We start from the raw sequence: 25,602 nt of genomic DNA on the forward strand, positions 1-25,602 counted from the left end.
GGTCCTCCCGCGGCCGCCCGACAGCCCCGCCTCCCGAGCTCTCAGGCGGACCTACGAGTGGCCCAGATCGGCCTCGGCCTCGGTCTCCTCGACTCCCACCGGCACCGATCCCGAATCCGGCGACGGCCGCAGCGGGAACGGATCCACCCGCGTCTCGTCGAGCCGCGGCGGAGCCGGCTGCGGCGGCTTCGGCATGACCGCCGCCTCCGAGTGCCCACCGCACCCGTACGTCAGGGAGACGATCCGCCCGTCCGCCGGCGCGAACTCGTTCGCGCACACCCCGAAGGCCTGCCCGAGCGACCCCCCGATCGGCACGAGGAAGCCGCAGCTCACACAGGACGCGGGCGCCGCCTGGGCCATCGCGGTCTTCGCCCCGAACCCTTCCTCCCACCGGTCCGCGGCCGTGTGCAGCCCGTACCGGGACAGGACGCGGGCCCGCCGCATGCCCAGTTCCTCGGCGACCGCGGCGATCGACCCGCGGGTCGGCGCGAGCGGCAGGTTCGCCGGCACCCCGGCGGTGACCTCGGCGTCCTCCGCCTCGACCAGCTCGGCCATGTCGTGGGAGACCGGGGAGTTCGGCAGCGGCTCGTCCTCGCCGGAGTACCCGGGCTCCAGCCGCAGGTCCTCGGCGTCGGTCGGCAGCAGATCGCCCGGCCCCATGTCGCCGGGCCGGAGCCGCTCGCTCCACGGCACCCACTCCGGTGCGAGCAGCGCGTCGGGGCCCGGCAGCAGGACGACCTCGTCCAGCGTCACGAATTTCGCGCGCGAGGCCCGGGCGACGGTGACGGCCCAGCGCCAGCCTCGGTAGCCCATCTCCTTGCACTCGAAGAAGTGCGTGACCACTCGGTCACCCTCGGAGACGAGCCCCGCGTGCTCGCCCACCACGCCGGGGGCGGCGGCTTCCTCGGCGGCGGCGCGGGCAAGGTCGACTGCCTCGGCACACAGGCGGTCGGGGGTGCGGCTTCGCGTTGTCGCTGCGCTCACAGGTATCGCTTCTCTCCTACGCCGTCTCACGAGTGCGCCTCCCTCGGCGGGGGTGCGGACGGAGCGGACCGGAGGGCCGCGTCGACGTCCGCGCCCGATCGCACTCGGGCGCACCTATGTCATCCATTCTGCGGGATGAACGAGAGGCGCGCGGCCGAGAACAACCGCCGCAGGCGCGCTATGCACGCTACCTTCTCCGAGGCGCCGCGCCCACACCGACGTAATGGTTCCGCGATTCCGCTGCGCCTGGCTTCGGCCCGGGAGGGGGTCGGAGGGGGCTCGACAAGCGCCGTCGGCTGTTGGCGGGAAAACGCCGGGACGGCGTGCAGGGGGCGCTTGAGAGCTCGGGAAGTGCGGGTCGTCAGGCGTCTGCGGGTGGATCATGGCTTGTCGCACAATTCCCCCACGTATCCGCACCAAACACACGCACCGCGGACGCCCCCACCCCGCCCCGGGGCCATACGAGCGGTAAACGCACTACAGCCCCCTTTCTCGGGGCACTATGACGAGGTGACCGGCGCCGAGCGGAGCGGAGCGCGCGGATCGGGTCGGGTGACCGGGGCCGTCCGCTCGGTGGGCCGTGCCCTGCATCTCCCGGTGACAGGACCGGCCCGCGGCATCCGGAAGGCGACGCACGCGCACGGCGCGGGTGAATCCGGCCTCGGCAAGCTGATCGAGCTGCACGGTGTGAACGGCGCGGGCGACGTGATGATCACCGTCTCGCTCGCCTCCACGGTCTTCTTCTCCGTCCCCACGGACGAGGCCCGCGGCCGCGTCGCCCTCTACCTCGCCATCACCCTCGCCCCCTTCGCCCTCCTCGCCCCCGTCATCGGCCCCCTCCTGGACCGCCTCCCGCACGGCCGCCGCGCCGCGATGGCCGGCGCGATGCTGGCCCGCGCCCTGCTCGCGCTGATCCTCGTCGGCGCCGTCGAGACCGGCAGCCTCCAGCTCTACCCGGCCGCCCTGGGCGTCCTGGTCGCGTCGAAGGCGTACGGGGTCGTGCGCAGCGCGGTCGTGCCACGGCTGCTCCCACCCCGGTTCTCCCTGGTGAAGGCCAACTCCCGGGTCACCCTCTGCGGCCTGCTCGCCACCGGCGTCGCCGCGCCCGTCGGCGCCGGGCTGCAGGCGCTCGGGTCCCGCTGGCCGCTCTACGGCGCCTTCGTGATCTTCGTCGCGGGTACGTTCCTCTCGTTCACGCTCCCCTCGAAGGTCGACTCGGCGAAGGGCGAGGACATCGCGCTGCTCGCCGCCGACCCCGAGCATCTGCACGGCCCGCACCGCACCAGCACGCGTCTGCGCCCGGGTCTGCGGACGGTCGGCCCCGCGGTCACGCACGCGCTCGGCGCGAACGCGGCCCTGCGCTGTCTCTCCGGCTTCCTGATCTTCTTCCTGGCGTTCCTGCTGCGCGAAGACCCGCTGCACGGGCAGAGCGCCGCCGTCTCACTGGGCATGGTGGCCGTGGCGGCCGGTACGGGAAACGCGCTCGGCACGGCCGTGGGGGCGTGGGTGAAGCAGCGCTCGCCGGAACTGATCATCGTGGCCGTGGTCGCCGTCGAACTCGGTGTGGCGATCACGGCGGCCCTGTTCTTCGGCACGTTCTTCATCGCCTGCCTCGGCGCGGTCGCCGGCTTCTCGCAGGCCCTGTCGAAGCTGTCCCTGGACGCCCTGATCCAGCGGGACGTCCCCGAACAGGTCCGGACCTCCGCCTTCGCCCGCTCCGAGACCCTGCTCCAGATGTCCTGGGTGGTCGGCGGCGCCATCGGTATCGCCCTCCCCCTCAACGGCACCCTCGGCCTGTCCGTGGCCGCCACGATCGTCGCCGCCGGCTGGCTCACCACGGTCCGCGGTCTCCTCTCCTCCGCCCGCCACGGCGGCGCGCCCCGCACCCGCGTGGCCTGACCCGGCGCGGACGGCGTGCCCGGTCCGGTGGCCGGGGACGGTCCGCCCCGGCCCGCTGCCCCCGGCCCGCGTGACCCGGCGAAACGGGACCCTCCCCGGCCACCGGACCCGGCGCGCCGCACCCCACGTAGAGGCACCCCTGGACATGCCAGATAGCCTTCGCCCATGACCTCCCAGCGTTCCCGTCGCGCCGCAGCCACTCTCGGCGCCGTTTCCGCCGGACTTCTCGTCCTGTCGGCCTGCGATGAGCCGACGCCGATGGCGACCGTCACGATCGGCACCGACTCGATCAGTGCCGAGGCCGAGTGCTACCGGACCCTCGACGCCGCACAGGCCAAGGAGTGCGCGAAGGAGAAGCCCTCCAAGTCGATCGAGCTTCCCGAGGGCGAGATCCTGCGCATCGGTGTCGACCCGGAGGTGGCGGACACGGGCTGGGCCCTGTGGATCAACGGGGAGCAGGCCACCAGCAACACGTTCAAGAAGACGTACTTCTCCTTCGAGGACGCCGCCCTCTTCGCCACCCAGCCCGGTCAGACCGCCGCGAAGTCGCTGACCATCAGCGTCGTCGAGCAGAACAAGGACGGTTCGGACATCAAGGGCGTGTGGAACTTCAAGCTGACGAACCCGGACGCCTGATCCACGCCCGCCGCCCATGCGCATCCTCGTAGCCACCGCGGTCCCCGCCGAACGGGACGCGGTGGCACGGGCGCTCCCGGGCCCCGGCACCGACGTACGCCTCCCGGCGGCCACCCTCCACCGCTTCCGGACCGCCGGTGACGACCACCCCGACTCCCCGCCGTCCGGTCACGCGCAAGGCTCCCCGCCCACCGGTCAAGCCCACCGATCCCCGCCCACCGGTCAGGACGACAGTTCTCGGCCCACCGGTCAGGACGACGGCGGCTCTCGGCCCACCGGTCACGCGCAAGGCTCCCCGCCCTCCGGCCCGGTCTACGACCTCCTCGCCGCCGGTGTGGGCCCCGCCCTCGCCGCCGGCTCCACCGCCGCCGCGCTGACCGCCGCGGCCCTGGACGGCAGGCCGTACGCGCTGGTCGTCTCCACCGGGATCGCGGGCGGTTTCCAGCCCGAGGCCCCCGTCGGCTCCCTGGTCCTCGCCGACGAGATCACGGCGGCCGATCTCGGCGCCGAGACCCCCGACGGCTTCGTACCGGTCACCGCGCTGGGCTTCGGCACGGTCACCCACCACCCGCCGCGGGCCCTCGTACGCGCCGTCGCGGCCGCCACCGGCGCCCGCACCGGCACCGTGCTGACCGTCTCGACGGTGACCGGCAGCGCGGAACGCGCCACCGCGCTCCGTACCCGCCACCCGCGCGCCCTGGCCGAGGCGATGGAGGGCTTCGGGGTCGCCGAGGCCGCCGCCGCGCACACCGTCCCCGTCCTCGAACTGCGGGCCGTCTCCAACCCGGTCGGCCCGCGCGACCGCGCCGCCTGGCGCATCGGCGACGCGCTGACCGCGCTCACCGATGCCTTCGGGAAGCTGACGCCCGTACTGGAGAGTTGGGACCCACATGACCCACATGACCCACATGACCCACATGAGCTCTGAGACGCTGAACAGCACGCTGCGGATGGCCTATTCGCCCTGCCCCAACGACACCTTCGTCTTCGACGCCTGGGCCCACGGCCGGATTCCCGGCGCGCCCGCGCTCGATGTGACGTTCGCGGACATCGACATCACCAACGGCATGGCCGAACGCGGCGACCTCGACGTGCTGAAGGTGTCGTACGCCGTGCTGCCGTACGTCCTCGACGCGTACACGCTGCTGCCCTGCGGCGGCGCGCTCGGGCGGGGCTGCGGTCCGCTGGTGCTGACGCGGGAACCCGGCACGGACCTCACCGGCCGTACGGTGGCCGTGCCGAGCGAGCGGTCGACCGCGTATCTCCTCTTCCGTCTGTGGGCGGCGGACACGCTGCCCGGCGGGGTCGGGGAGATCGTGGTGATGCCGTTCCACGAGATCATGCCGGCCGTGCGGGACGGGAAGGTCGACGCCGGTCTCGTCATCCACGAGGCCCGCTTCACGTACCAGAACTACGGCCTCCACAAGCTCGCCGACATGGGCGAGCACTGGGAGGGCACGACCGGCCTGCCGATCCCGCTGGGCGCGATCATCGCCAAGAGGGCGCTGGGCGAGGAGACGTTGGCGCGGATCGCCGAGACGATCCGCACGTCGGTCCGCGCGGCCTGGGACGACCCCGAGGTCTCCCGCCCGTACGTCCTCGAACACGCCCAAGAGATGGACCCGGCCGTCGCCGACCAGCACATCGGCCTGTACGTCAACGAGTTCACGGCGGATCTGGGCGAGGACGGCTACGCGGCGGTCAGGGGCCTGCTCACCCGCGCGGCAGCCGAGGGACTCGTACCGCCCCTCGGCCCGAACGCGCTCGACTTCCCGTAACGGGATCGCGTGGCCGGCTACACGTCCAACTGGTCGGCCACGGCCCGGAGCAGACCCGCGATCTTGTTGCCCGCGGCACGGTCGGGGTAGCGCCCCCGCTCCAGCATCGGCGTGATGTTCTCCAGCAGTGTCGTCAGATCCTGCACGATCGAGGCGAGCTCGTCGGGCTTCTTGCGCTGGGCGGCGGCGACCGAGGGCGCCGGCTCCAGGATCGTCACGGAAAGGGCCTGGTCGCCGCGCTGACCGGCGACGACCCCGAACTCGACCTTCTGGCCCGGCTTCAAGGTGTCGACACCGGCGGGCAGTACGGAGGAGTGGACGAAGACGTCACCGCCGTCGTCGCGGGAGAGAAAGCCGAAGCCCTTCTCGCTGTTGAACCATTTGACCTTGCCGGTAGGCACGTCTGTCCTCGTCCTCGTACTCGTCGGAAACTGCGTCTGAAAAGTGTTCTGGGTGTGCGCAAACTGCTCTGGATAGCACTACAGCGGGTCGTCGGACCCGCCGGTACCAGCCTATTGGTCCGGGAGCAGGTGACAAGACGTCGGCCGACTGTTCCCTCGCGCTGGGAACTACCCTGGTCGGGTGCGTGACAAAACCCAACCGAATTCCGCCGAACCCGGTGACCGGCTGATCCGTGCCGGGGCCATCGTCTTCTTCGTCGGCGCCGTGGCCACACTCGTCACCGTGGCCCCGCTGTTCCTCGGAACGACTCCATTCCCCACCTACATGTTCGTCCTGAGCATGCTCATGGGCGTCGGATTCCTCATCGCCGGCGCCGGAGTGCTCCAGTCCGCCGCGGCGGGGCGCAGAAGGGCGCGCGAGGCGCGTACGTAGCTAGTACCGGTGACTGTGACCGGTCAGCCACTGCGGGAAGGCGGTCAGGTCCGTGAGGACGACGTCGGCGCCTGCCTCCTGGAGTTCCCGCTCGTCGCAGGGTCCGGTGGCGACGGCGACCGAGTACGCCTGTGCCGTGCGGGCGCCGCGTACGTCGCCGGTGTGGTCGCCGACGTACACGCTCGCGCCGTGCGCGCGCAGCGCCGCCGCCTTGGCCTCCGCCCAGAGGTCGCCGACGACCACGTCCGGCTCCATGCCGAGGTGCTCCAGGTGCAGCTTGGCGTTGGGCTCGTACTTGGCGGTGACCACGATCGCCCGGCCACCGGCCGCCCGGACCGCCGCGATCGCCTCCGGCGCGCCCGGCATCGCGGGGGTCGCGGCGATCGCGATCGCCGGGTACATCTCGCGGTAGAGGTCCGCCATCGCCGGGATGTCCGCCGCCGGGAACCAGTACGCCAACTCGTCCACCAGCGGCGGCCCGAGCCGCGTGATCGTCAGATCGGCGTCTATGTACGTCCCCGTCCTCGCCGCCAACGCCTCGTAACAGGCGTGGATCCCCGGCCGCGAGTCGATCAACGTCATGTCGAGATCGAACCCGACGGTCAGCACGTGAGAGTCCATGCGTCCATTGTGGGCCGGGTGAGGTGGTGACTTGGGTGCGGGTGGGTGGGGGCTGGTCGCGCCCACGCGGCGGAGCCGCATATCGATACAGCCCCGCGCCCCTGAAAAGCAGGGGCCGCGCCCCGTGCTTTTCGGCTCGCAGGGCCGTCTTTCAAGGGGCGCGGGGAACTGCGCGAGCAACCACACACCACCCGCACCCGCCAACGCACCCCACCCCCCGAGCTCTCAGGCGCCCCGGTGGTCATCGAGCCCGCTGGGAACGCCAGAGCAGATACAGCGCGGAGGACACGGCGGCAAGACGAAGCACCCAGGGCCAGGTCTCGACGAGCGCATCGCTCATCTGCCCCTGCGCGATCGGCTCCCCCCACCGCGCATCACTCCGCCCCCACAGCCAGAGGATCCCACCCCCGGCCACCACTCCCGGAATCCCCATGACCGCCCATTTCGACTCCGCGGGCGTCAACCGCCGCGAGAGATAGGCGATCAACCACCCAAGCCCCAACGGCACCAGACTCCCCATCACCGCCCCCGCGACCAACAACACCGCGGCCAGCAGCAACAGCGGATTGCTCCACCCCCCGCCGACACCCCGCAACCGAGGCAACCGCCGCCGAGGCACCTCCTCCTCCGCGTCAGCCGCCGGAAGGGCCTCTGCCTTCCCCTTCTCGGCCACCGCCTTCCCCGGCGCCCCCTTCCCCTCCTCCTTCACCGGCGGCGGCTTCAACAACTCCGGAATCTCCACACCCCCGACAAACCCCGGTACGGCGTCCCCGAGCCCGAACCCGAGATCACCGCCCTCGGGCCCGGCGCCCCCACCGACCCGCCACCAGTCGGGCTGCACAGCCCCGTCGCCCAACTCGTGCAGCGGAGCGAGATGCGGCGGAGCGGCCCCGTCCCGCACCACCGGCGGCGGCACGTCGTCGGCGGGCCGCGGCCGGGGAACGACCCGCCGCAGACTCCTGGCCAACCCCTTGGGCTGCTCTTCGTCCTCGCCCTCACCGCTCGTCGCCCGCTGCACGGGCACGGCGGCGGCCCTGGGCTCCGGTACGTCCCCGGGGGCGCCCGCGGCCTCGACGACCTCGTCCGGGGTGCCCAGGCGGGCGATGATGCGGCGTACGGCGGCCGGGCTGTCGACCGGCGCCTTCGCCCGCCGCCGGTCGATCTCGTCCCGCAGCCCCGACACGAGCCGCATCCGCGTCGCCGACGGCAATTGCCGCTGCTGGGCCAGGTCTCCGACCCGGCTCAAGTACTCGTAGACGACCTGGTCGCTCTCAATCCCCACGAAGCCCCTCCGGGGTTGGCGCGCATACTCCTCCGACGGTATCGCTTCCTCCTCGGCACCCGACACCATGACTGAGCTGGGGCAGGTTTCGCTCACCGGCGCCGGCCGGGTGCCGCTGCGCCCACCCTCCCCCACTCTCGGCTTCTCCCCCACTCTCGGCTTCGCTCGAGCGGGAGGGACCCCCATGAGCGGGAGGTGCCCCCATCGCCCCAGCGGCACGACTGCCCGCAGCTATGTCAGCGGGTTCGCGCCCCGTAAGGGGCGCGGGGAACTGCGCGAGCAACCACGACCCACCCGCAGCCGCCACACCGCACGCACACCCGAGTCACTAGGCGCCCCGGTTCGGCGCAGCCCCTCCGCTACCGTTGGCCGGATGAGCACCGAGGAGCACACCCCCACGGAGGCGGCGTCGGCCGGTGGAGCCCCCCGTTCGTTGGCGGAGGCCCTGCGCGGGCGGGACGACCGTTCGCTCGCCGTGCTGCTCCGGGCGCGGCCGGACCTCATCACGCCCGTGCCCACGGACCTGACCCAGCTGGCGACCCGCGCCGGAACGCGCGCGTCGGTCGTACGGGCCCTGGAACGCCTGGACCGGTTCGCCCTGCAGACGGCGCAGGCCCTGGCCGTCGCGGCCGACCCGGCGTCGTACGACGAACTCGCGTCCCTGCTGGCCGGCGACGACGCGGACCCGGCCGTCACCGCCGCGCTGCCCCACGCCCTCGGCACGCTGCGCGACCAGGCCCTCGTCTGGGGCCCCCACGACCGGCTCCGCCTCGTCCGCACGGCCCGCGAACTCCTCGCCCCCTCACCGCAGCACCCCTCCCCCACCGGCCTCGGCCCGACCGTCGCGGAGGCCACCGCCGGCATGTCACCGGGACGTGTGCAGGAGATCGTCGCCGAGGCCGGTCTGGCGAGCACGCACGACTCGGTGTCGGCCGTCACCGCCCTCAGCGGCCTCTTCACCGACCGTCGCCGCATGGCCGCCCTCCTCGCCTCCGCGCCCCCCGAGTCGCTCGACGTCCTGACCCGCCTGGTCTGGGGACCGCCGTACGGCCAGGTCACCGCCAACCCGGCGGCCCATCTGCGCTGGCTCCTGGACCGCGGCCTGCTCCTGCCCACCGCCCCCGGCACGGTCGTCATCCCCCGCGAGGTGGCCCTGCATCTGCGGGCGGGCCGCGCGCACCGGGAGGTCCAGCCGGTGCCGCCGCCGGTCGAGGCGGCGGCCGCGCACCGTCCACAGGTTGTGGACGCGACGGCGGCCGGCCAGGCGTACACCGCGCTGGCGACCGTCGAGGAGCTGCTGAAGGACTGGGACGAGGGCGGCCCGGGCGTCCTGCGGGCGGGCGGGCTCAGTGTGCGGGACCTGAAGCGGACGGCCGTGGCCCTCGACATGCCCGAGCCCGTCGCCGCCTTCTGGGTCGAACTCGCCTATGCCGCCGGGCTGTTGGCGTCGGACGGCGAGGCCGAGGAACGGTACGCCGCGACCCCCGCGTACGACGAGTGGCTGGAGCTGCCCGCCGCCGAGCGCTGGGCGCGGCTCGCCACGACCTGGCTGACGGCGACCCGCACACCTGGCGTCATCGGCGAACGGGACGCCAAGGAACGTACGCTGTCGGCGCTGGGCCCGGGCCTGGACCGTTCGGCCGCGCCCGAGGTACGCCACCGGGTCCTCGCCCTGCTCGCCGGGCTCCCCGAGGGCACCTCGGCCACCCCCGACTCCGTACTGGCCCGCCTCCACTGGGAACGCCCCACCCGCGGCGGCCAGCAGCCCCCACAGGCCCAGCAACCTCCGCAGTCCCAGCAGCAGCCCCCGCAGCCCCGCCAGACCGACGACCTGCGCGCCCGTATCGCCCGGTGGACCCTTTCCGAGGCCGAGTCGCTCGGCATGACCGGGCGCGGGGCGCTGTCCACGCACGGCCGCGCCCTCCTCGGCTTCCCGCACGGAGCCACGGCCACGGCCGGCCTGCCCGAGACCCCCGGCGACAAGCTCCCCGCCCACCACGTCCCGCTGCCGGCCCACCCCGCCCCCTCCCCCGACCCTGTCGCCGAACAGGCCGCGGCCGCCTCCCGGGCCGCCCGGCTGCTCGCGCCGCTGCTTCCCGAGCCGCTGGACCACGTCCTGCTCCAGGCTGACCTGACGGCCGTCGCGCCCGGGCCGCTGGAGCGGCCGCTGGCGGACATGCTGGGCGTACTGGCGGACGTGGAGTCGAAGGGTGGCGCGACGGTGTACCGGTTCACGCCGGGGTCGGTGCGCCGGGCGCTGGACGCGGGCCGGAGCGCCTCCGACCTGCACGACTTCCTGACCGCCCACTCCCGCACGCCGGTCCCGCAGCCGCTCGCCTATCTGATCGACGACGTGGCCCGGCGCCACGGGCATCTGCGGATCGGCGCGGCGTCGGCGTATGTGCGCTGCGACGACGACGCGATGCTCAACGAGATCCTCGCCGACAAGCGGTCGCAGGGGCTCGGGCTGCGGCGCCTGGCGCCGACCGTCCTCGCCACCCGGGCGGACCCGGCGGCGCTGCTCGACGGGCTGCGCGCGATGGGCTACGCGCCGGCCGCCGAGTCCGCGGAGGGCGACGTCCTGATCACCCGGGCCCACGCCCACCGCACCCCGCCCCGCACGGCCCCGGAGCCCGTCCCGGACGGCCCCCCGGCCCCGGACGACACCCTGCTGGGCGCCGCGATCCGCGCGATCCGCGCCGGTGATCTCGCCTCCACCACGCCCCGCAAGACGGCGACCGGCGGTCCGGCCCCGGCCGGCGCCCTGCCCCGCACCAGCTCCGCCGAGACCCTCGCCACCATGCAGGCCGCCGTCCTCACCGGCGAGGCCCTGTGGATCGGCTACGTCAACGCCGAGGGCTCCGCCAGCCAGCGCGTCATCGCCCCGGTCCGCGTCGAGGGCGGCTTCGTGACGGCGTACGACCACACGGCGGACGAGGTGCGGACGTACCCGCTGCACCGGATCACCGGGGTCGCGGAGCTGGCGGACGAAGCCACCTGAGCACCCCTCCGCGCCCCGATCCGACCGAGTGGATCAAGCAGTCTCCCGCTCATCACCCGTTCGGGCGTATGCCGGATTTCATGCGGGCCACCTGGCCGTTTCCCCCCGATGAGCGGTCGCGCCGGGGCCCGCGCATCGTGGCGCGGGCGGCGGGGCAGCCACCCTGGGTCCGATCGAGATCGACTTCCTGCGCCCGAAAGGCCCCCACGTACGCATGCGCCCCATCGCCACGCTTCTGTCCGCCGTCGCCGCCGTCGCCCTGGTCGGTGTGCTCGCCACCCCGGCCGCCGCGGCTGCGCCACTGCCCCTCCCCGAACTCGGCACTCTGGTGGGCGAGGGCCTGACCCTGGAGGGGCCGATGCTCCAGAACGTCAGCCTGGTGAAGTAGCCCGCCGCAGCCGGTAGCTGTCCCCTTCGAGGCGGACGATCTCGGCGTGGTGTGCGAGGCGGTCGACCATCGCCGGTGCGGCCCCGCCGAAGATCTCCTCCCAGCGGCCGAGCGGGCGGTCGCTGGTCACGATCAGCGAGGCCCGCTCGTAGCGGTGCGCGACGAGCTGGAAGAAGAGCCGGGTGGTGTCCGGGTCGAAGGGGAGGTAGCCGACCTCGTCGACGATCAGCAGGGGGCAGGAGTCGAGCGCGGACAGCTCCTCGGCCAGCCTGCCCTCCGCCCGCGCCCCGGCCAGCCGCGCGGCCCACTCCGTGGCGGTCGCGAACAGCACCCGGTGCCCGGCCTGGCAGGCCCGTACGCCGAGCCCGATCGCCAGATGCGTCTTGCCGGTGCCGGGGGCGCCGACGAACACCACGTTCCGCCCGGCGGCGACGAAGTCCAGCGTCCCCAGCCGCGCCAGCAGCCGGCGGTCGAAGGAGCGCGGGTGCCCCTGGTCGAACTCCTCCAGCAGCTTCCGCGCCGGGAACCCGGCCGCCCGCACCCGCCCCTCGACCCCAGCCTCGGCCCCGGAAGGACCACGCCGGATCTCGTCCGCGTACAGCGCCCGCCGGCCCGCACCGCCGTACGGCGCCCTTCGGGCCTCGTCCCCGTACGGCACGGGCCGCGCGTCGTCCCCGTGTGGCACACGCTGTGCCCCGTGCCCGTCCCCGTACGACGTGCGCCGGGCCTCGTACTGCACGAGCCGCGTGCCGCCCTGTGTGAACCGGGTCTCGTAGGGGGCGACGCGGCTCTCGTACGTCTCGTAGTTCTCGTACGAGGTGGCCTGGGCCGGGATCGGCAGCGGCGCCCGGAAGACGACGGGGGCCGCGGGGGTGGCCGGAGGGCGGGGCACGCCCGTTCCGCCGGCATCGGGGCCCTTGGGCTCGGCCGGCTCCATGGGTTCCGAGGGTTGCGTGGGTTCCGTAGGCCTCCTCGGGCCCTGCGGGTCGCCGGGCGGGCCCTGCTGCACCCCGTGGTGGGAACCGTGCCCCTTGTCCTCGCGCAGCATCGGCCCCGACATGTACGCCAGGAGCACCGCCGAGGCGATGAAGGCCATGTGGATCACCGTGCCCCACAGCAGCGCGTGGTGCGAGGTGTGGTGGACGTCCACGAACATCTGGAGCAGATGGACGGAGGAGATGCCCACGATGGCGGTGGCGAGCTTGACCTTCAGCACGTTGGAGTTGACGTGCGAGAGCCATTCGGGCTGGTCGCGGTGGCCCTGGAGGCCGATGCGGGAGACGAAGGTCTCATAGCCGCCGACGATCGTCATGATCAGCAAATTGGCGATCATGACGACGTCGACCAGCTTGAGCACCGTGAGCATGACGTAGTTCTCCGTGGCGCCTCCGCTGACGCACCGGACGATTAACGTCCACAGCTCGTTGAAGAACTTGTAGACATACACCCCCTGCGCGGCGACCAGCCCGAAGTAGAGCGGCGCCTGGAGCCAGCGGGTGGCGAAGAGGGCGTAGCCGAGCGTGGTGCCGTGCGGGGAGGCGGACGGGGTGAGCGGATCGGCGGGGTCGGCCGGTGTGGGTGGCTGCACGGTTCGCCATTCTTCGGAACCATTGCCGCAAATCTGAATTCCCGCCACTCAGGGGAATGAATAGACATCCAATAACACTGGTGAGATGGGGCGGCCGAACGGGAAGGACCGGCGGCCGGGCCGAACGATCAGGCACACTGGACGTTTGACTGAAGCGCCGGAGAGCCCTCGGGCCGAATCGAAAGGGTGTCGCGCGTGAATGGTCCACTCATCGTCCAGTCGGACAAGACTCTGCTCCTGGAGGTCGGCCATGAGCAGGCGGACGAGTGCCGTCGGGTCATCGCGCCGTTCGCCGAGCTGGAACGGGCCCCGGAGCACATCCACACCTACCGGGTGACGCCGCTCGGGCTGTGGAACGCGCGGGCGGCCGGGCACGACGCCGAGCAGGTCGTGGACGCGCTCGTGCAGTACAGCCGGTATCCCGTGCCGCACGCGCTGCTCGTGGATGTCGCCGAGACCATGGACCGCTACGGCCGTCTCACCCTGTCCAAGCACCCGACCCACGGCCTGGTCCTCACCACCACCGACCGGCCGGTGCTGGAGGAGATCCTGCGGTCGAAGAAGGTCGCTCCGCTGGTCGGCGCGCGCATCGACCCGGACACCGTCGCCGTGCACCCCTCCGAGCGCGGGCAGATCAAGCAGACGCTGCTGAAGCTGGGCTGGCCGGCCGAGGACCTCGCCGGGTACGTGGACGGCGAGGCGCATCCGATCGAGCTGGCCGAGGACGGCTGGGCGCTGCGGCCCTACCAGAAGCAGGCCGTCGAGAACTTCTGGCACGGCGGCAGCGGGGTCGTCGTGCTGCCCTGTGGCGCGGGGAAGACGCTGGTCGGCGCCGGTTCCATGGCCCAGGCGAAGTCCACGACCCTCATCCTCGTCACGAACACCGTCTCCGCGCGGCAGTGGAAGCACGAGCTGGTGAAGCGGACCTCGCTGACCGAGGAGGAGATCGGCGAGTACAGCGGGACGAAGAAGGAGATCCGCCCGGTCACCATCGCCACGTACCAGGTGCTGACGACCCGGCGGAAGGGCGTCTACCCGCACCTGGAGCTTTTCGACTCCCGCGACTGGGGCCTCATCGTCTACGACGAGGTGCATCTGCTGCCCGCGCCGGTCTTCAAGTTCACCGCCGATCTGCAGGCGCGGCGGCGGCTGGGGCTGACCGCGACGCTGGTGCGGGAGGACGGGCGCGAGTCGGACGTGTTCTCGCTGATCGGGCCCAAGCGGTTCGACGCGCCGTGGAAGGAGATCGAGGCGCAGGGATACATCGCGCCCGCCGACTGCGTCGAGGTCCGGGTGAACCTGACCGACTCCGAGCGGCTCGCCTACGCCACCGCCGAGCAGGAGGAGAAGTACCGCTTCTGCTCCACCACCGCGACCAAGCGGAAGGTGGCCGAGGCGATCGTCCGCCGTTTCGCGGGGCAGCAGATCCTCGTCATCGGGCAGTACATCGACCAACTCGACGAGCTGGGCGCCCACTTGGACGCGCCGGTGATCAAGGGCGAGACCAGCAACGCCCAGCGCGAGAAGCTCTTCGACGCGTTCCGGCAGGGTGAGATCAACGTCCTGGTCGTGTCGAAGGTCGCGAACTTCTCCATCGACCTCCCGGAGGCCACGGTCGCCATCCAGGTCTCCGGCACCTTCGGCTCCCGCCAGGAAGAGGCCCAGCGCCTCGGCCGCGTCCTGCGCCCCAAGGCCGACGGCCACCAGGCGCACTTCTACTCCGTCGTCGCCCGCGACACCATCGACCAGGACTTCGCCGCCCACCGCCAGCGCTTCCTCGCCGAACAGGGCTACGCCTACCGGATCATGGACGCGGACGAGCTGCTGACGGAGGGGACCTGAGCAACGGCGCCACAGCGCGCCGATCACCCGATCGCGGCACCCATCAAGGGGACCGTGGTCGTGGAGGCGTACGCCACCTTCGCCGCCCGCTATTTCGTTCGTGATCCCGGTGCGGTCGCTCCCCCGGACATGGAAGCGGCCGAGACGGGCATGCGCGTGATCCTCGCCCTGTAGCCGCAGGCCGCGAAGGCCAGCAACACGCACGCGAACAACGGATACGGCGACGCCAACGGGCCCTGCCACCACGGCAGTCGGAGGTCGCGGGTGCCCTCGTGGGGGACCAGCCACAGGGTGCGGGCGGTGAAGACGGCGGCCACGAGGGCCGCGCAGCGGCGGTGGCCCTCCGTCCACAGCACCGCCAGCAACGGGACGCACCAGACCCAGTGGTGGGACCAGCTGATCGGCGACACGAGCAGGGCGGTGAAGGCGGCGAGGAGTACGCCCCAGCGGTCGCCCCGACTCCGGTCCCGTCCCGCCCGGCAGGCGAGCCAGAGTCCCGCCGCCGCCACCCCCGAGGCCGCCACGGCCCAGGCAAGCCCCGGTGAGGGGTCCCCCATCGCCCGTGCGAGCAGGCCCCGCAAGGACTGGTTGTCGACGATCCAGGTCTTGCCGACGCGCTCGGTCTCGTACAGGCGGCGGGTCCAGAAGTCGATCGTGGCGGACGGGAGGGCGAGCGCGCCGACGGTGACGGTGGCCAGGAAGGCGGTCAGGGCGGTGAGGGCTTCACGGGGGCGTCGGGTCAGGAAGAGGTAGGCGATGAAGACGGCCGGCGTCAGCTTCACGCCGGTGGCGATGCCGAGGGCGACTCCCTTGCCCGGCGCGCCGGGTGGCCGGGTCAGGTCCCACAGGACCAGGCAGGCGAGGGCGAGGTTGATCTGGCCGAAGAGGACGGTCTGGAAGACGGGTTCGAGCCAGAGGGCCAGGGCCGTGGCGGTGAGCATGGCCGGGGTCGGGAGGGGGCCGGCCCCGGCCATGCGTGCGGAGAGATGGACCAGGAGTGCGAGCAGAGCCGTGTTGCCGAGGACGAAGGCCGCCTTGAGTGCGGGCAGCGGGAGCCAGGTCGTCGGGACGAAGAGAAGGGCGGCGAAGGGGGGATAGGTGGCGGGCAGGCGCCACTCGGTGACCGTGAAGCCGTAGAGATCCGTGCCGTTCCGAACGGCCGCGCCCTCGGCCCGGTACACCAGGGCGTCGGCCATGGGGGCGCCTTGGGCGACGCACAGCGCGACGAAGGCGGAGAGGGAGGCGAGGAAGAGGGTGCCTGACGCGAGGAGTGATCGGTCGGTCACGCTGCGTCGGGTCACGCGACAGGACCTTAGTGGTCCGCAAGGGTGTACACCCCGCGGCTCACTCGGAGGTCACGGAAGCGAACGTCGCCTCACCGGCGGCGTATGCCCGCTTCCTCCGCGTACTCGCCGAGGACGATCACGCCGAACGCGGCGCCCACGAACACCTTGACTGCGCGGAGGGCGTCGGCGAGGCGGTGGCGGTGGTGGTGGTCGTCGAGGCCGGTCGCGCCGGGCGGCGGACCGGGTCGGCCGGCGGCCGAGGCTGGGATGAAAGTCGCTGCACTCATGTCTCCATGGTGGGACTTCCGCCCGCGGATTGCGTCGGTCTGCGGAGTGAACCCGCTGAGCCCTCGGCTCCCTCTCAGGTCCAGCCCACCCGTAGTACCCGCGCAGTACGAACCCCCTAGGGGTACGACGAGGGCAGATCAGGGACGACGAAGCGGGTGAACCCCAAGTCCGTGGCGCGTCGGACCCCACGTCCATGGCACGTCGGGCGCCGCGTCCAGGGAAATCCGTTGGCTTCCGCCCCCGCCCCTCACCTACACTCTCCGCTCTTGCCCGCCTCCCGTCCGTGGAGCGCCGCCGCCCGGACGGAAACCGGTCGGCCACCGCCGCCAGGCAGAACCCGCCCTTAGGCGGACCCCTAGGTCCCGTAGGCCACCGGAGGCACCCCCTTGCCCGCGCACCCCCACGACCCCGCCCCCAGCGCCGTCATCGATTCGGCCGATCCCGCCGATCCCACCGACCCCACGGACCCCCTCTCCCGCGAACGCTCCCACCTCGCCGCCTCCCGTTCCGCACTCCGGGCCATGCGCGAGGACGTGGTGGCGCTGGACATCAGGGACGTCACCGCGAACTGGGTGAACGCGGAGGTCCTGGCACGCCAGATCGAGGAGCGGATCAAGGCGCTGGCCGATCTCAGCCACACCCCGCTCTTCTTCGGCCGCCTCGACTATCTGCACGCCCCCGGCGCCGACCAGGCGGAGGGAGCGGAGGGGGAGCACTTCTACATCGGGCGGCGACACGTCCACGACGCCGACGGCGATCCCATGGTCATCGACTGGCGTGCCCCCGTCTCCCAGCCCTTCTACCGGGCCTCCAAGACCGACCCGATGGACGTGGGCCTGCGCCGCCGCTTCGGGTACACCGGCGGCGACCTCACCGCGTACGAGGACGAGCACCTGTCCGACCCCGCCGAGGTGGCGGCCACCAGCAAGCTGCTCCAGCAGGAGATCGAGCGCCCGCGCGTCGGCCCGATGCGGGACATCGTGGCGACGATCCAGCCGGAGCAGGACGAGATCGTCCGCTCCGACCTCTCCGGCTCGCTCTGCGTCCAGGGCGGCCCCGGCACCGGAAAGACCGCCGTCGGCCTGCACCGGATCGCCTACCTCCTCTACGCCCACCGCGAGCGCCTCTCCCGCACCGGCACCCTCGTCATCGGGCCGAACCGCTCGTTCCTCCACTACATCGAGCAAGTCCTCCCGGCGCTGGGCGAGCTGGAGGTCAAGCAGGCGACCGTCGACGACCTCGTCGCCCACGTCGAGGTGCGCGGCACGGACGAGGCCGCGGCCGCCGTCGTCAAGGGCGACGCCCGGATGGCGGAGGTGCTCCGCCGAGCCGTACGGTCGCACGTCACCCTCCCCACCGACCCCGTCGTGGTCGTCCGGGGCTCGCGGCGCTGGCGCGTACCGGCGTACGAACTGGAGGACATCGTGCGCGAGTTGCTGGAGCGGGAGATCCGCTACGGGGCCGCCCGTGAGGCGCTGCCGCAGCGGATCGCGCACGCCGTGCTGGTGCAGATGGAACGGTCCGGCGAGGCGCCCGACGACCGGGTGCAGGACGCGGTGGCCCGCAACACCGCCGTGAAGGCGGCCGTCAAGGCGATCTGGCCGCCCGTCGAGCCCGCCAAGCTCGTCCTGCGCCTCCTCTCCGACGCGGACTTCCTCGCCGTACACGCGGACGGGATCCTGACCGAGGACGAGCAGAAGACGATCCTCTGGGCGAAGCCCGTGCGGAGCGTGAAATCGGCCAAGTGGTCCGCCGCCGATGCCGTACTCATCGACGAGACCACCGACCTCGTGCAGCGCACGCACTCACTCGGGCATGTCGTCCTCGACGAGGCGCAGGACCTCTCCCCCATGCAGTACCGGGCGGTCGGGCGGCGCTGCACCACCGGTTCCGCGACCGTCCTCGGCGACCTCGCACAGGGCACCACCCCCTGGGCGACGCGGAGTTGGCGGGAGGCGCTGACCCATCTGGGGAAGGCCGAGGCCCATGTGGAGGAGCTGACCGCCGGTTTCCGCGTGCCGACCGACGTCATCACGTACGCCTCCCGTCTCCTCCCCCACATCGCGCCCGGCCTGACCCCGGTCGCGTCGGTCCGTGAGAACCCGGGCTTCTTCGACGTACGGCCGAGCTCGGGAGACTCCCAAGTGGTCGCCGCCTGCGAGGAGTTGCTGCGCAACGAGGGTTCGACCGGGCTCATCGCCGCCGACGCCCGGGTGCCCGCCCTCGCCGAGGCCCTCACGGCGGCCGGGATCGGCCATCTCGCGCCGGGCGAGGAGACGACGTACGAGACGCGCCTCACCCTCGTACCGGCGTCGCTCGCGAAGGGACTTGAGTACGACTACGTGGTGCTGGACGAGCCGCAGGCGGTCGTCGACGGCGAGCCGGACGAGCGGACCGGTCTGCGCCGCCTGTATGTCGCGCTCACCCGTGCCGTGTCGGGCCTGATCGTGACCCACGCGGCACCGCTGCCGGCGCAACTCGTCTAGGGCCCGCCCGGGGTGTCCGGGTCGGCGAAGTGGAACGGGACCGAGAGGTGGGCGGCCAGGGCTCTGCCGCAGCGGTCGGCGGCTGCGGCCGACGGGTGGCCCCCGGCCGGGTCCCGCTCCTCGCCGAGGTAACGCTCGGCCGTCCCCCAGTAGATGGTGGCCAGCGGATGCTCGCCCTCGGGGTCGGCGGTGACCGCCCGCAGGTTGACGAACCAGTCGTGGACCGTGTCGCCGTCCCACACCGCCTCGATCGCGACGACCCGGCCGGGGCAGCCGGCGGCGAGGGCGGCCAGCGACTCCGGGTCGAGAGGGCTGTCGGGGGTGCGGGCGACGCGGTCGCCATGGTGGAGGTAGCGGTCGTGGACGACGTGTTGGGCATCGGTCAGCCCCAGGCCCAGAGCGCGGCCGACCGTGAAAACCACGCGGATCGCCTGGAAACGGGCGTCCTGGAGGACGTATCCGTCGACCTGTTCACGGATGCCGGCGGGCAGCAACTCCCACCACTCGGATGTGTCCACGCCACAGAAGGTACGCGAAAGGCCCCCGGCGACCGAAGTCACCGGGGGCCGAACACCCATGAACGCGGGGCCTACTTGAACTTTTTGCTGGTCGCCAAGTAGACCTCCTTGGCGTTCTTCCCGAGGCGCGGCCCGGTGATGAACGTGGAGCGGTCGCTCAGGGAGTTGTTGGAGACCAGGTAGGTCTTGCCCTTGTGGGTCATGAACCAGGGGCCGCCGGAGGCGCCGCCGTTCATGGTGCAGCCGACCATGTACTGGGCCGGGTAGCTGCTCGGGTAGCTGTAGCCGAGGACGAAGCGCTTGGTCGCGCCCTGGCAGTGGTACATCTTCGAGCCGTCGTACGGGGCCTCGGCCGGGTAGCCGCGGACCTTCATGTTCTTGACCTTGTTGGCGGCGGGGGCGTTGAACCACACCGGCAGGGCCGAACCGAGGCGCTCCTCAAGGGACTTGGAGCCCTTCTCGGGCTTCACGTGGAGGACGGCGTAGTCGTACGCGGCGGCCACGGTGCCCTGGCTGGCGGCACCGCCCTTGATCCAGGTGCCGGAGGTGGTGGCCCAGTCGGCCCAGGCGACGCCGTACGGGGAGACGTTGCTCGCGCGGTAGTTCTTCGACGCCTGGCTGATGTTCAGCTTGGCGGTGTTGTTGAAGGACGGGACGAAGGCGATGTTGCGGTACCAGCCGCCGCCCTTGCCCGCGTGCACGCAGTGCCCGGCGGTCCACACGAGGTTGGACTTGCCCGGGTGCGCCGGGTCCTTCACCACGGCGGCCGAGCAGACGCTGGAGCCCTGGGGCGTGGTGAAGAAGAGCTTGCCGACCGGCGGGGCGTACTTGTGGTAGGTCGCCTTGACCTTGGCGGCCTGCTGCTTCTTGACCTTGCCGTCGGGCAGCCAGACCTGGGTGGTCTTGCCGGCCCCCTTCGCCGTGTTGCCCGCCTCCGCGATCGTCGGCAGCTGCGCCATGTTCTCCTTGGCCTCGGCGATGCGCTCCGGGGTCCAGAAGTCCTCGATGTAGGGGTTGGCGAAGTCCTCCGCCTTGGAGGCCCAGTCGCTGCCGAAGTCCTGCCAGCCACCGTCCTTCCACTTCTGCAGCGCGTCACCGGTGAGTTCGGTGGGCACGCCCTCCGGGAGCTTGAAGCCGCCGACGGTCGTGTCACCGCCGCTCTCGTTCTCGCCGGTGTCGATGTTGTCGCCCGCGTCCGCCTGGGCGGTCGTCGACGCCGAGGCCTTCGCCCCGTCGTCCTCGGTCTTGCTGCAGGCCGTGGTGGTGACCATGACCGCGGCGATCACGGCGGCTGCGGCCGTGAGGCCGCGGCGGCGTATGGATGGCATGGAGCCTGTCCCCCGTTGTGGCTTGAAGTTGTCATGCCCCCGCTTGACCGGGGCGAGACAACTATGCACGCGCGCGGGCGCGGAATGATCGTCAGGGCGACCCTCGCGGCGACTCCGCACACAACAACTACGTGGCGGATATCTATCCGTGATGTGACGTCATGTCACAGCAGACACCGGATGCTCCCCGCACATCCCCAACTCACAGCGTTTTCACATTGATTGATTCGTCATCAGTCCGACACCTCCCGACACTTGTGCGCTACCCACGAGTAAGGCGAACCTGACCTGCGCATGCCATCCCCACACCCGGCATCCCCCCGCGCCGCGGTCCACCAGGAGGACGCAGTGAAGACAAGCTCCCGCATAGGAAGATCCGTGCTCACCGTCGGCGGCGCCCTCGCGCTGGTCGTCGGCATCGCGGGCAGCGCGTACGCGGCTCCGCCCGCCGCGCTGCCCGCCAACGCCGAGGCCCTGGAGACGACCTGGCAGCCGGCGTACGACTACGACACCGACGGCTGTTACCCGACCCCCGCGATCGGCCCCACGGGCACGGTCAACGGCGGCCTCAGCCCGACCGGTTCACTCAGCGGCGACTGCCACGACCAGTCCGACCTGGACAACACCAACGGCTACTCGCGCTACAAGTGCAACAACGGCTGGTGCGCGATCATGTACGACCTCTACTTCGAGAAGGACCAGGCGCTCGCCAACAGCAGCATCGGCGGCCACCGGCACGACTGGGAGCACGTCGTCGTGTGGGTGCAGAACGGCACGGCCCGGTACGTCTCGACGTCCAACCACGGCGACTTCACCGTGCACGCCGCGTCCTCGGTCCTCTGGTCCGGCACGCACCCCAAGATCGTCTACCACAAGGACGGCATCAGCACGCACTGCTTCCGCATCGCGGGCTCCGGCGACGAGCCGCCGGAGAACCACGAGCGCACCTGGCAGTACCCGCCGCTCGTCGGCTGGAACGGCTACCCGTCGACCGCCATTCGCAACACCCTCGCCGCGTACAACTTCGGCAGCGCCAACTTCGGCCTCAAGGACGGCAGTTTCGCCTCCAACCTCGCGGCGGCGATGCCGTCGGGGATCTCGTTCGACCCGAACGCCTGACGGACCGACCGGTCGCGACTGACGTGAGCCACTCCGGGACGGTTCACCGCCCCGGAGTGGCTCACGGCTGGTGAGCCGTGAGCGTCCCCAGGGGAACGTCCGTCTCGAAGCCGCCTGGACTACGGCGCCGACGCCAGCGCCAGGAACCCCACCAGGTAGGCGGCCACGAACAGGGGCGGCACCCACTGTTCCAGGCGGGTCAGGGGCACGTACCGGCGCCAGTCCTCACCCTCCCCCAGTTCGGTCCATTCGGCGCGGGAGTAGGCGTAGGCGGGGAGCCGGTTCTCGAACGCGCCGATCACCGCCCACTTCGCGGTGTTCAGCTGGCGGTAGGAACGGACCATCAGGTACCACGCCACGCACTGCCCGACGAGGATCAGCAGACCGGCGAGGAGCAGCCAGACCGACACCCTGCCCGGACGCGGACCCAGCCCGCCGACCATGGCCGTGGCGATCGCGCTGTTGAGCGACAGGAAGAAGGTGTTGGCAGCGCCTCGCCGCGCGCTGACGCGGTCGGCCGTCTCGACACAGAGCTTGTACTGCTCGAAGAGCACGCCCAGATAAGGGGTGTTGGCGGGCGTGTAACTGTCTGGGTCGACTTCGGAGTTCCACAGGGAGTGGTGGAGGTCTGCCATCCGCTCATCATGTCCGCCGCGCCGGGGACCCGTCGGTACGGGCCCTAAGGTGCCACGAAAGAGCGAATCCGGCCCGGTAATCCCCTTTGTTCGATTGCGCGTTGTAGCTGGCTCCGATCTGTTGTTTTTCATGACTGATCACCCTCCCTTCGGGACTCCCCGGCGGCGCCAGCGCCCGCTGTTCGGATGTGCGTTACGGCTCCTGGGCTTGGCGGGGACGATCTGGGGCGGGCTGATGGTGATCATGGCCGCCAAACGGATCAACACCGTCTTCATCCCGGTCGCGCTGCGCACCCAGCCCATGTGGCTGGACGTGCTCATCGTCGCGGGGTTCGGGCTCTGGGGCGCGGTGTCGCTGCTGGTGGGCCTGCGCATGCGGCGGCACGGGCGGCGCCATCACGTCCGGGTGGTCCGGACGATGGAGGAGGCCCGGCGGGAGCCGTACGTCCTCTATCTGCGCCCCTTCGCCGAGGACGCCACGGGCACCCTGATGCGGCACGCGTTCAGCCGTTGGATGGGGGTGGGCGGCTCACTGGTGAGCGGCAGTTCGCTCACACTGGAGGAGGGCGTGTGCCGGACATTCAGCGGTTTCGGCCGTCCGCTCGCCGTGGGCGAACCCGACGAGGCACTCCCCCTCGCCGGCTCCCGCCGCCTGTACCTCCCCCTCCACGACTGGCAGCCCACCGTCACCTCGCTCATCACCGACGCCCGCCTGGTCCTCCTGGTGGCCGGCACCAGCGAGGGCACCCTGTGGGAACTGACCGAGGTGATGCGCCTGCGCCGCCCCGAGTCCGTACTGGTCCTGATCTACGGCGACCGGCAGACGTACGACGTCCGGGCGGACTACGACATCTTCCGGACCGCCGCCGAGCTTGAACTGGAGAATCGGGCCGAGGAGTTGCGGCAGGTGCACGGCGCCGACTGGCAGCCGCCCCGCTTCCCGCCCCTCCCCGGGTTCCACGACCCGGACCGCCTGAAATGGACCACGCTCCTGCGGGCCGTCATCCGCTTCCGCTCCGACTGGACCCCCGAGATCGTGCTCCTGGACCCCACGGCCGTCAGCGCCTGGACCTTCGAGGGACGCATCCGCAAGATGAGCCGCACCCAAGTGCTGCCACTGCTGGCCCAGTTGCACAACGACTTGGACGACCCCGAAGGAGCCGCTGTCAGCGGGGTCCGGTCTACGACGCTACCGGCGGACCCGCAGTGACGCGGGCGGCCGGGGGTGACGGCGGTTGCTCGTCCAAGGCGTCGAAGATGTCGTCGACCAGCCGCTCGGCCATCCTCGGCCGCAGCAGGGTAACCAGCCGACGTTCGCCTGCTCGCTCCCCGTGTTCCTCCGGTCGGTTGATTCCTCCCTCCGCCTGCCGCCATGCTGTCGAGGTATGGGGGAAGCGACGACACCGACAGCCATCGGCGCCGACACCGGGGCACAGGTGGTCTTCCATCTCTTCGCCGCGCCGGATCGCGAGGAGACGGGCGCCGCGAGAGATGTGTTGAGCCGGGCCGGTGTCGCGTACGCGGACTTACGCCCGCCGGGCGCCGACGCCCCCGGCGATGACGTCCTCACCGGCACCGCCACCGCCGCCGCCCTCGCGGACGCCGTCGCCGCGCTCCGTCACTTCTTCCGGTACGGCATCGCCGTACGCCTCGCGGGGCCGACCGATGTCGTCGTACGGTCGGATCCCCGCGTCGAGCACGGGCAGATCGTGATCCGCAAGCCGCGCCGCGACGTGCCCGTACGGGACGCCGGAGGCCTGCGCTCCGCTCTCAACGGCCTGCTCGCACAGGGAGCGCCGGACCCAACGCCCCTCCCCTACGCGCCCAGCATCATGTTCCGCGAACACCAGAGCACCGAGCTCGCCGCCGAGGCCACCCGGCTCGCCCGTGTCTTCACCGACCCGGACTACGTCAGCGGCGCCGACCCCACCGGCACCCTGCTCGACAACCCGGAGAAGCTGGCCGACATGTCCGGCGGGCCCCGCAGACTGCTCGACCTGCTCCTGCTCGCCCACGCCTTCTCCCGTACCGACGACGGCGATTACCGCGTGCGCGACCCGCGCCTACCCGACGTGGACGAGGTCCGACGAGCGGCCTCCACCGTCGAGGTCTTCGTCCAGCCCTCCACCGAGCCGGAGTCCCGGGTGCTGGCCCGCCCGCTCGCCGACGGCCGGCAGGGCTTCGTCATCGGACTGGCGCCGCAGACCAGTGATTTGATGGCCAACATCTCCTGGGCCCTGCCCACCCTCTTCGCCGTCACCGGGGAAGCGGCATCCGGCGCTGCCGATCCCGGCTCCTTCACGCCCGACCGCGACAGCACCTGGGCCGACGTCGACGACACCGTCGCCTCGTACCTGTGCTCCTGGCGACCCCCGCGCGCCGCCACCCTGCTCCCGCCCCGGCCGCTCATCCCGATGGCCATGCCGGAGGGCGAGGTCCGGTACGGGTCCGGGGACCCCTACCTGGTCTTCGACGCGTGCACCCTCTTCCTCATCGCCCGCGAGCTCACCCCGATCCTCGAGGGCAGGCTCGGCGACGGGGCCGAGCCGCCCCTGGTGCCGTTCACCGAAGGGCTGCCCCGGGAGGTGCGCCTGGCGACGCAGGCGGACTGCGCGGCATACGTCCACACGATGAACGCCCTCATCCTGGGGGCCGGCAAGGACGGCCCCTTCGTACCCGACTTCGACAACATCCGGCGCCACTTCCATCACGGGCGGCCGAGCCGGTTCGGCCGGACCCGGCGGCTGGAGGAACAGGCGCGGCACGAGGCCGCAGTGGTGCTGGCCTGCGTGAGCCGCACGACCGAGGCAGTGCTCAGCTACTACGCCGTGGTCGACATGTTCGCCGCGCTCGCCCGAGCCCGCCGCGACGGCGCGCTCGCCCGCCGTCTGGAGGCGATCGGCGACCGGCGCGAGGCGGTGTGCCGCTACATGCTGTGGATCAAGGAGCAGGAACTGCCCAAGGCCTGGGGGCTGCGCACCCGGCGGGAGGGGGAGGAGAACGGGTGGGAGCGCGTAGGGGAGTACGTCCGCCATGCGCAGCGGCATCTGGTGCCCACGCTGGTCGACCCGTCCGGCTGACCTTCCGCC

General features: G+C 71.8%; 22 protein-coding genes. 12 read left to right on the plus strand and 10 right to left on the minus strand.

The window, feature by feature from the left end:
- Positions 1 to 51: 51 nt before the first annotated feature.
- On the minus strand, positions 52 to 984 hold the full coding sequence (locus JIX55_RS23685; RefSeq protein WP_257565320.1) for a DUF3027 domain-containing protein: 933 nt from the start codon (positions 982 to 984) through the stop codon (positions 52 to 54).
- 552 nt (positions 985 to 1,536) lie between these two features.
- Here JIX55_RS23685 and JIX55_RS23690 point away from each other — a divergent pair.
- The 4 genes from JIX55_RS23690 (at position 1,537) to JIX55_RS23705 (ending at position 5,297) form a co-directional block, all read left to right on the plus strand.
- Positions 1,537 to 2,883 carry an MFS transporter gene (locus JIX55_RS23690; RefSeq protein ID WP_257565321.1) on the plus strand — a complete coding sequence of 449 codons (1,347 nt, stop codon included), beginning with the start codon at positions 1,537 to 1,539 and terminating at the stop codon, positions 2,881 to 2,883.
- A 165-nt stretch (positions 2,884 to 3,048) separates the two neighbouring features.
- Complete coding sequence (locus JIX55_RS23695; protein WP_257565322.1) at positions 3,049 to 3,519, plus strand: hypothetical protein; 471 nt, start codon at positions 3,049 to 3,051, stop codon at positions 3,517 to 3,519.
- A gap of 16 nt (positions 3,520 to 3,535) precedes the next feature.
- Complete coding sequence (locus tag JIX55_RS23700; protein WP_257565323.1) at positions 3,536 to 4,447, plus strand: futalosine hydrolase; 912 nt, start codon at positions 3,536 to 3,538, stop codon at positions 4,445 to 4,447.
- The gene (locus JIX55_RS23705; RefSeq protein ID WP_257565324.1) at positions 4,437 to 5,297 is read left to right on the plus strand and encodes a 1,4-dihydroxy-6-naphthoate synthase; all 861 of its coding nucleotides are present in this window, start codon (positions 4,437 to 4,439) and stop codon (positions 5,295 to 5,297) included. Before JIX55_RS23700 ends, JIX55_RS23705 begins: the two co-directional genes overlap by 11 nt.
- 17 nt (positions 5,298 to 5,314) lie before the next feature.
- On the opposite strand, the gene JIX55_RS50925 is transcribed toward JIX55_RS23705, so the two are convergent.
- Complete coding sequence (locus JIX55_RS50925) at positions 5,315 to 5,698, minus strand: cold-shock protein (RefSeq protein ID WP_306819878.1); 384 nt, start codon at positions 5,696 to 5,698, stop codon at positions 5,315 to 5,317.
- A 181-nt stretch (positions 5,699 to 5,879) separates the two neighbouring features.
- Here JIX55_RS50925 and JIX55_RS23715 point away from each other — a divergent pair, with 181 nt between their 5' ends.
- Complete coding sequence (locus tag JIX55_RS23715) at positions 5,880 to 6,131, plus strand: hypothetical protein (RefSeq protein ID WP_257565325.1); 252 nt, start codon at positions 5,880 to 5,882, stop codon at positions 6,129 to 6,131.
- Here the strand turns inward: JIX55_RS23715 and JIX55_RS23720 are convergent, their stop codons facing one another.
- Together JIX55_RS23720 and JIX55_RS23725 are read right to left on the minus strand one after the other, a co-directional pair.
- Positions 6,132 to 6,752, minus strand: coding sequence for an HAD family hydrolase (locus tag JIX55_RS23720; protein WP_257565326.1), 621 nt, complete (start codon positions 6,750 to 6,752; stop codon positions 6,132 to 6,134).
- Positions 6,753 to 6,993: 241 nt separating this feature from the next.
- The gene (locus JIX55_RS23725; protein ID WP_257565327.1) at positions 6,994 to 8,034 is read right to left on the minus strand and encodes a hypothetical protein; all 1,041 of its coding nucleotides are present in this window, start codon (positions 8,032 to 8,034) and stop codon (positions 6,994 to 6,996) included.
- A gap of 373 nt (positions 8,035 to 8,407) precedes the next feature.
- On the opposite strand from JIX55_RS23725, the gene JIX55_RS23730 reads away from it, so the two are divergent.
- Both JIX55_RS23730 and JIX55_RS23735 read left to right on the plus strand, forming a co-directional pair.
- Entirely contained in the window at positions 8,408 to 11,035 is a 2,628-nt protein-coding gene (locus JIX55_RS23730; RefSeq protein WP_257565328.1) for a helicase C-terminal domain-containing protein, read from the plus strand.
- 214 nt (positions 11,036 to 11,249) lie between these two features.
- A complete protein-coding gene (locus JIX55_RS23735; protein WP_257565329.1) occupies positions 11,250 to 11,423 on the plus strand; it encodes a hypothetical protein in 174 nt (57 codons plus the stop codon).
- Here the strand turns inward: JIX55_RS23735 and istB are convergent.
- A complete protein-coding gene (istB, locus tag JIX55_RS23740) occupies positions 11,407 to 13,011 on the minus strand; it encodes an IS21-like element helper ATPase IstB (protein ID WP_257565330.1) in 1,605 nt (534 codons plus the stop codon). The genes JIX55_RS23735 and istB overlap by 17 nt on opposite strands.
- Positions 13,012 to 13,206: 195 nt before the next feature.
- Here istB and JIX55_RS23745 point away from each other — a divergent pair, with 195 nt between their 5' ends.
- Positions 13,207 to 14,853, plus strand: coding sequence for a DNA repair helicase XPB (locus JIX55_RS23745; protein WP_257565331.1), 1,647 nt, complete (start codon positions 13,207 to 13,209; stop codon positions 14,851 to 14,853).
- An 89-nt stretch (positions 14,854 to 14,942) separates the two neighbouring features.
- Here the strand turns inward: JIX55_RS23745 and JIX55_RS23750 are convergent, their stop codons facing one another.
- Positions 14,943 to 16,154: a glycosyltransferase 87 family protein gene (locus tag JIX55_RS23750; RefSeq protein WP_257565332.1), complete on the minus strand. Its 1,212-nt coding sequence runs from the start codon at positions 16,152 to 16,154 to the stop codon at positions 14,943 to 14,945.
- A 74-nt stretch (positions 16,155 to 16,228) separates the two neighbouring features.
- Positions 16,229 to 16,426 carry a hypothetical protein gene (locus JIX55_RS23755; protein WP_257565333.1) on the minus strand — a complete coding sequence of 66 codons (198 nt, stop codon included), beginning with the start codon at positions 16,424 to 16,426 and terminating at the stop codon, positions 16,229 to 16,231.
- 522 nt (positions 16,427 to 16,948) lie between these two features.
- Between JIX55_RS23755 and JIX55_RS23760 the strand changes: the two genes are divergently transcribed.
- A complete protein-coding gene (locus JIX55_RS23760) occupies positions 16,949 to 18,913 on the plus strand; it encodes a HelD family protein (protein WP_257569455.1) in 1,965 nt (654 codons plus the stop codon).
- Here the strand turns inward: JIX55_RS23760 and JIX55_RS23765 are convergent.
- Positions 18,910 to 19,431, minus strand: coding sequence for a hypothetical protein (locus JIX55_RS23765; protein WP_257565334.1), 522 nt, complete (start codon positions 19,429 to 19,431; stop codon positions 18,910 to 18,912). The genes JIX55_RS23760 and JIX55_RS23765 overlap by 4 nt on opposite strands.
- A gap of 71 nt (positions 19,432 to 19,502) precedes the next feature.
- Positions 19,503 to 20,759: a trypsin-like serine peptidase gene (locus JIX55_RS23770; RefSeq protein ID WP_257565335.1), complete on the minus strand. Its 1,257-nt coding sequence runs from the start codon at positions 20,757 to 20,759 to the stop codon at positions 19,503 to 19,505.
- A gap of 294 nt (positions 20,760 to 21,053) precedes the next feature.
- Between JIX55_RS23770 and JIX55_RS23775 the strand changes: the two genes are divergently transcribed.
- Positions 21,054 to 21,878 carry an NPP1 family protein gene (locus JIX55_RS23775; RefSeq protein WP_257565336.1) on the plus strand — a complete coding sequence of 275 codons (825 nt, stop codon included), beginning with the start codon at positions 21,054 to 21,056 and terminating at the stop codon, positions 21,876 to 21,878.
- A gap of 119 nt (positions 21,879 to 21,997) precedes the next feature.
- On the opposite strand, the gene JIX55_RS23780 is transcribed toward JIX55_RS23775, so the two are convergent.
- Entirely contained in the window at positions 21,998 to 22,513 is a 516-nt protein-coding gene (locus JIX55_RS23780) for a RipA family octameric membrane protein (protein ID WP_257565338.1), read from the minus strand.
- A gap of 130 nt (positions 22,514 to 22,643) precedes the next feature.
- Between JIX55_RS23780 and JIX55_RS23785 the strand changes: the two genes are divergently transcribed.
- Together JIX55_RS23785 and JIX55_RS23790 are read left to right on the plus strand one after the other, a co-directional pair.
- Positions 22,644 to 23,723: a hypothetical protein gene (locus JIX55_RS23785; protein ID WP_257565339.1), complete on the plus strand. Its 1,080-nt coding sequence runs from the start codon at positions 22,644 to 22,646 to the stop codon at positions 23,721 to 23,723.
- A gap of 175 nt (positions 23,724 to 23,898) precedes the next feature.
- Positions 23,899 to 25,593, plus strand: a complete 1,695-nt coding sequence (locus tag JIX55_RS23790) for a hypothetical protein (RefSeq protein WP_257569734.1) — start codon at positions 23,899 to 23,901, stop codon at positions 25,591 to 25,593.
- Positions 25,594 to 25,602 lie beyond the last annotated feature (9 nt).

This window comes from Streptomyces sp. DSM 40750 (genome assembly GCF_024612035.1).
Taxonomy (GTDB): domain Bacteria; phylum Actinomycetota; class Actinomycetes; order Streptomycetales; family Streptomycetaceae; genus Streptomyces.

Excerpts from the sequence above, each read along its gene's own strand:
- JIX55_RS23695 (WP_257565322.1), top strand. The coding sequence starts at position 3,049 with ATGACCTCCCAGCGTTCCCGTCGCGCCGCAGCCACTCTCGGCGCCGTT.
- JIX55_RS23700 (WP_257565323.1), top strand. The coding sequence starts at position 3,536 with ATGCGCATCCTCGTAGCCACCGCGGTCCCCGCCGAACGGGACGCGGTG.
- JIX55_RS23705 (WP_257565324.1), top strand. The coding sequence starts at position 4,437 with ATGAGCTCTGAGACGCTGAACAGCACGCTGCGGATGGCCTATTCGCCC.
- JIX55_RS23720 (WP_257565326.1), bottom strand. The coding sequence starts at position 6,752 with ATGGACTCTCACGTGCTGACCGTCGGGTTCGATCTCGACATGACGTTG.
- JIX55_RS23730 (WP_257565328.1), top strand. The coding sequence starts at position 8,408 with ATGAGCACCGAGGAGCACACCCCCACGGAGGCGGCGTCGGCCGGTGGA.
- JIX55_RS23735 (WP_257565329.1), top strand. The coding sequence starts at position 11,250 with ATGCGCCCCATCGCCACGCTTCTGTCCGCCGTCGCCGCCGTCGCCCTG.
- JIX55_RS23755 (WP_257565333.1), bottom strand. The coding sequence starts at position 16,426 with ATGAGTGCAGCGACTTTCATCCCAGCCTCGGCCGCCGGCCGACCCGGT.
- JIX55_RS23760 (WP_257569455.1), top strand. The coding sequence starts at position 16,949 with ATGCGCGAGGACGTGGTGGCGCTGGACATCAGGGACGTCACCGCGAAC.
- JIX55_RS23770 (WP_257565335.1), bottom strand. The coding sequence starts at position 20,759 with ATGCCATCCATACGCCGCCGCGGCCTCACGGCCGCAGCCGCCGTGATC.
- JIX55_RS23775 (WP_257565336.1), top strand. The coding sequence starts at position 21,054 with ATGCCATCCCCACACCCGGCATCCCCCCGCGCCGCGGTCCACCAGGAG.
- JIX55_RS23780 (WP_257565338.1), bottom strand. The coding sequence starts at position 22,513 with ATGGCAGACCTCCACCACTCCCTGTGGAACTCCGAAGTCGACCCAGAC.
- JIX55_RS23785 (WP_257565339.1), top strand. The coding sequence starts at position 22,644 with ATGACTGATCACCCTCCCTTCGGGACTCCCCGGCGGCGCCAGCGCCCG.
- JIX55_RS23790 (WP_257569734.1), top strand. The coding sequence starts at position 23,899 with ATGGGGGAAGCGACGACACCGACAGCCATCGGCGCCGACACCGGGGCA.